The 4,972-nt window shown below is 68.4% G+C and carries 5 protein-coding genes and 1 pseudogene; 3 read left to right on the forward strand and 3 right to left on the reverse strand.

The genetic code is table 11. From position 1 onward, the window contains the following. The coding region (locus B2Y21_RS05195) for a GntR family transcriptional regulator (RefSeq protein WP_292057642.1) at window positions 1–577 on the reverse strand (577 nt) is incomplete at its 3' end. Between the two features lie 67 nt (window positions 578–644). On the opposite strand from B2Y21_RS05195, the gene B2Y21_RS05200 reads away from it, so the two are divergent. Both B2Y21_RS05200 and B2Y21_RS05205 read left to right on the forward strand, forming a co-directional pair. Beyond that, window positions 645–1,244: a YczE/YyaS/YitT family protein gene (locus B2Y21_RS05200; RefSeq protein ID WP_243637714.1), complete on the forward strand. Its 600-nt coding sequence runs from the start codon at window positions 645–647 to the stop codon at window positions 1,242–1,244. Window positions 1,245–1,321: 77 nt separating this feature from the next. Next, complete coding sequence (locus tag B2Y21_RS05205) at window positions 1,322–2,086, forward strand: SDR family oxidoreductase (RefSeq protein WP_292057649.1); 765 nt, start codon at window positions 1,322–1,324, stop codon at window positions 2,084–2,086. 4 nt (window positions 2,087–2,090) lie between these two features. Here B2Y21_RS05205 and B2Y21_RS05210 read toward each other — a convergent pair whose 3' ends face one another. Further along, entirely contained in the window at window positions 2,091–3,719 is a 1,629-nt protein-coding gene (locus tag B2Y21_RS05210; protein ID WP_292057651.1) for a peptide chain release factor 3, read from the reverse strand. Window positions 3,720–3,877: 158 nt separating this feature from the next. On the opposite strand from B2Y21_RS05210, the gene B2Y21_RS05215 reads away from it, so the two are divergent. After that, window positions 3,878–4,018 (forward strand): hypothetical protein, encoded by a 141-nt coding sequence (locus B2Y21_RS05215; RefSeq protein ID WP_292057653.1) that lies wholly within the window; start codon window positions 3,878–3,880, stop codon window positions 4,016–4,018. A 569-nt stretch (window positions 4,019–4,587) separates the two neighbouring features. On the opposite strand, the pseudogene B2Y21_RS05220 reads toward B2Y21_RS05215, so the two are convergent. Further along, a pseudogene (locus B2Y21_RS05220) lies at window positions 4,588–4,881 on the reverse strand (DUF1491 family protein); the annotation flags it as partial. Between the last annotated feature and the right edge of the window lie 91 nt (window positions 4,882–4,972).

Genomic DNA, 4,972 nt, shown 5'->3' on the forward strand with positions numbered 1-4,972 from the left:
CCCGCAGCAGCAGCGCCAGCCCGCCCAGCGCGCCCGCCGTGACCACCAGCTGCTGCGCCGTGGTGGCCATGCCCTCGTCGCTGTAGCGGTCGGCGACGACGCGGCGCAGGGCCTCGACCCCGACCGGCTCATAGCCCGGCCCCGGCAGGTGAGCGGGCAGGGCCTCCAGCGCGCGGGCGTAGGCGGCGTGCACCTGTTCGTCGGCGGCCATGGCGGCCGAGGCCATGTCGATGACGCCCGGCGCATCGACCCTCTGCATCGGCCCGTCCAGATAGGTCACGGGCGGCGACGCCGGGCTGGCGGGCAGGGCGGTGAAGCTGCCCGACCCGGTCCGGCTGACGATGAAGCCGTCGGCCCTCAGCCGGTCCAGGGCGGCGCTGACGGTGATGCGGCTGACGCCCAGAGTTTCGGCCAGGCGGCGCTCGCCGGGCAGACGCGCGTTCAGCGACAGCCGCCCGTCCAGGATGATGAGCTTCAGCGCCTCGGCCAGGCGGCGATAGGCGGGCTCGCCGTCCGGCCCGCGCCAGCCGTTCAACTGACGCGACAGGGAGGCGGCGTTGACCAGGGTGTCGCGCATAAGGCCACCGTCTCGAAATTGGCCCTATAAAGCAAGGCCGATCTAGAGGCTTATGGCGCACATGTTCATGCGTCGTTTCATCCAGCTTCAACTGGGCCTGTGCCTGTACGGCGTGGCCGCCGCCCTGATGGTGCGCTCCAACCTCGGGCTGGACCCGTGGAACGTCTTTCACCAGGGCCTGTCCCTGCGGACGGGCATCAGCCTGGGGACCGCCTCGATCATCATGGGCGTCCTGGTGATGCTGACCTGGATTCCGCTGCGTCAGAAGCCGGGCCTGGGCACGCTGTTCAACATCTTCGTCATCGGCCTGTCGATGGATGCGGCCCTGGCCGTCCTGCCCGAGATCACGGGCCTGCCGCTGCGGCTGGCCTTCATGACGATGGGCGTGCTGCTGACCGCCATGGGCGGGGCCGCCTACATCGGCGCGGGCATGGGCACGGGGCCGCGCGACGGCCTGATGATCGGCCTGAACCAGCGGCTGGGCTGGTCGATCCGGGTGTCGCGGATGCTGATCGAGGTCAGCGTCCTGGCCGGAGGCTGGCTGCTGGGCGGTTCGGTCGGCCTGGGCACGGTGGTCTTCGCTGTGGGGATCGGCCCGCTGATCCAGATCTTCCTGCCGTGGTTTCAGGCGCTGGGGCGCGAGCCCCGCGTGGCGCCTTCGACCTGAACGCCGCGTCCGAACCCCGCCAGACCACGCGGTGAGGGCATGAAAGGAAGACGGCCTCTTTCACGCACGAGGTCGTCATGCCTGCACTCATCGAGAAGGTCGCCGTCATCACCGGAGCCAGCTCCGGCATCGGCGCCGCCGCGGCCCGTCTGTTCGCCCGCGAAGGCGCGGCGGTGGTCGTCACCGCCCGGCGCGAAGCCGAGCTTCTGGCCCTGGTCGCGGCGATCAAGGCTGAGGGCGGCCGCGCCGTCGCCGTGCCGGGCGACATCCGCGACGAGGCCCTGGCCGAGCGGCTGGTGCGCACGGCGGTCGAGCGGTTCGGCCGTCTGGACATCGCGCTGAACAACGCCGGTGCCATCGGCGCCAATGAACCGACGCCGGAGATCGCGCTGGAGCGTTGGCGCGAGACGCTGGACGTCAACCTGACCGCCGCCTTCCTGGGCGCAAAGCATCAGATCCCGGCCCTGCTGGCGCGCGGCGGCGGGTCGCTGATCTTCACCTCGACCTTTGTGGGCCACGCCATCGGCATGCCGGGCATGGCGGCCTATGGCGCGGCCAAGGCGGGGCTGATCGGCTTGTCGCGCGTCATCGCCGCCGAGTTCGGGGCCAAGGGCGTGCGCAGCAACTGCCTGCTGCCCGGCGGCACGGACACAGAGGCGGGGCGCGAGTTCGCCCACACGCCCGAGATCATCGCCTTCGTCGAGGGCATGCACGCCCTGAAGCGGATGGCGAGCCCGGAGGAGATCGCCCGCGCCGCCCTGTTCCTGGCGTCGGACGCCTCCAGCTTCATGACCGGGACGGCCATGCTGGTCGACGGCGGGGTGTCGATCAGCAAGACCTGAGGGGTCAGCCCCGTTCCTTGGTCTTGGTGAAGGCGATCTTGGGGAAGCGTTCGGAGACGTAGCCCGTCTCCCAGCTCGACTTGGCCAGGAAGACCGGGTTCTGGTCGATGTCGACCGCCATCTGGGGGCGGTATTTGCCGGCGAAATCTTCCAGGTCGGCCTTCTCGCCCGCCACCCAACGCGCCTCGGCGTAAGGCGACGGTTCGAAGATGACGTCCAGGCCGTATTCCTCGCCCAGGCGGTCGGCCATGACCTCGAACTGCAGTTGGCCGACGGCGCCGACGATGAAGTCCGCGCCCAGTTCGGGGCGGAACAGCTGGGTCACGCCTTCCTCGGCCAGACCCTCCAGCGCCTTCTTCAGGTGCTTGGCCTTCAGCGGATCCTTGACGCGGACGCGTTGCAGGATTTCCGGGGCGAAGTTGGGCAGGCCGGCGAAGCGCACCAGGCCGCTCTCCGACAGGCTGTCGCCGACGCGCAGCACGCCGTGGTTGGGAATGCCGATCACGTCGCCGGCGAAGGCGTCCTCGGCCAGTTCGCGATCCGAGGCGAAGAACATGATGGGGGCGTTCACCGACAGCTGCTTGCCGGTGTTCTGGACCTTCAGCTTCATGCCGCGCTTGAAGCTGCCCGAGGCCATGCGGAACATGGCGATGCGGTCGCGGTGGTTGGGGTCCATATTGGCCTGGACCTTGAAGACGAAGCCGGTGACTTCATCCTTGCTCGGCTCGACCGCGATGTCCTCGGGCGCCGGGGCGTTGCGGGTCTCGGGCGGGGCCTCCTTGCGGGCCTTCATGGTCTTGGGCGGCGGGGCCCATTCGCCGATGGCCTTCAGCAGTTCCTCGATGCCGAAGTGGCGCAGGGCCGAGCCCCACAGCACGGGCGTCATATGCCCTTCCAGAAACGCCTGATGATCGAACGGCTTGTAGCCCGCCTCGACCAGTTCCAGCGCATCGACCATGTCGGCCTGCTCCGCGCCTTCGAAGAAGGCGGCGGCGTCTGCGAAGGGCAGGGGGGCGGGGTGTTCGCCGTCGTTGTCGGAGGTCTTGCGGGTATAGGGCTGGAACCGGCCCTGGCCGCCGACCTCGGCCAGGCCGCGCAGGCGGTTGCCGCTCTCGGCGGGCCACCAGATGGGCGAGGGATCCAGTTGCAGACGGGATGCGATCTCGTCCAGCAGGGCCATTGGATCCTGGGCTTCGCGGTCCAGCTTGTTGATGAAGGTGATGATCGGGATGTCGCGCAGGCGGCAGACCTCGAACAGCTTCAGCGTCTGCGGCTCGATGCCCTTGGCGGCGTCCAGCACCATGATGGCGCAGTCGGCGGCCGTCAGGGTGCGATAGGTGTCTTCCGAAAAGTCTTCGTGCCCCGGCGTGTCCAGCAGGTTGAACATCTTGCCGTCGTGCTCGAACGTCATGACCGAGGCGGTGACCGAAATGCCCCGTTCCTTCTCGATCTTCATCCAGTCCGACCGGGCGCGGCGGTTCTCCCCGCGCGCCTTGACCGCCCCGGCCGCGCGCACGGCGCCGCCCGCCAGCAGGATATGCTCAGTCAGGGTCGTCTTGCCGGCGTCCGGGTGGGCGATGATGGCGAAGGTCCGACGGCGGTCGGCCTCCTGGGCGAGGGTCAGTTTGGACATAGAGCTTCCTTTAGGACGCGCGACCTACCGCGCCGGGGCTCAATTGTCGACGTTCACGATGTCGTGAAAGACCCTTAGCGTATGATGGTTATTCGAGGCATGTTCGTTTTCGGGAGACGGCGGGCCATGAGTCCGTCGCACAAGGGAAGGGAAACGTCATGGCTCTGGTTCACCCAGGCAAGGTCGCGCCCGTACAGGGCGAGCGCAAGATTCACCCGTTGGTCTGCTTTCTGGCGGGGTTCGCCCTGATCGTCCTGGCGGCGATCGTGGTGCACACCCTGTTCGGGATCATCCTCTAGGCGGACGGTCAGGCCGCCAGACGGCCCCAGACAGCCTTGTCCGCCGTCGCGGCGTTCAGCGCGCCGCGACGCGCGCGCTGTTGCAGGTGGCGCAGGACGACTTCCGGCAGCGCGCAGAAGCGCGGCTCGACCAGTTCGGGCGCGCAACCGGCTTCGGGCGCGGCGAACAGGGCGGCGTTGACGCCCTGCGCCTTGTGCGCGATCAGCCAGGCCAGACGGCGCGCGCGGGCCGGGTCCGTGCGATGCAGCAGCGGGTCTTCGGCGAACAGCTCGCAACCCATCTCCAGCACATAGTCGCAAGACAGGGTCTCGAAGCGGCGCACGTCATGGCTCGGGGCCGGGCAGGCCTCGTCCAGATCGAAGACGACATCGTTCAAGAGAAACAGCATGGACCACGCCCGCTCGCAGGACCGTTCTGGCCCCATGCGACGGTTTGTAGGGCGACCGCGCTTGCGGTCCGGTTCACGAACGCGGTGAATGGCGCGGTTACCATTTTGAGCGGCCCTAACGCGCTTTGCGCTGCTTGAGGGCGGTTCTGGCGGTTGAACCCTCTCCCATCGGGAGAGNNCCTGGCGATCCTCGATCTCGACGATCCAGAGGTCGGGGTCATAGCGGCGTTGGCGGTCCAGATAGGCGTCCAGTTCGCTTTCGAACTCGCTGGCGACGGGCTGGATCCATAAGGGCTCGCCGTCCTGGCCGGTCGCCTCGGTCCACAGACGGGCGGTGCGGGCGGTGGTGTCATAAGCCTTGACGATGACGGCCCCGGCGCGGGCGTCGCCTTTCTTCACCACCACGGCGTTGGCGCCCTCCAGCTCGGCGCGGCGGATCAGGGCGCCGACCCAGACGTCAGTGGAAAGAAGCAATTGGTTCACCCTGTTTGGACACGGACCCGGAACCGGCGGCGGCTAGGGTGGCGGCATGAAGATAGCGCCGTCGCCTAGCATAGTCAGCAGA

Source organism: Brevundimonas sp. UBA5936 (assembly GCA_002430835.1).
Taxonomy (GTDB): Bacteria; Pseudomonadota; Alphaproteobacteria; order Caulobacterales; family Caulobacteraceae; genus Brevundimonas.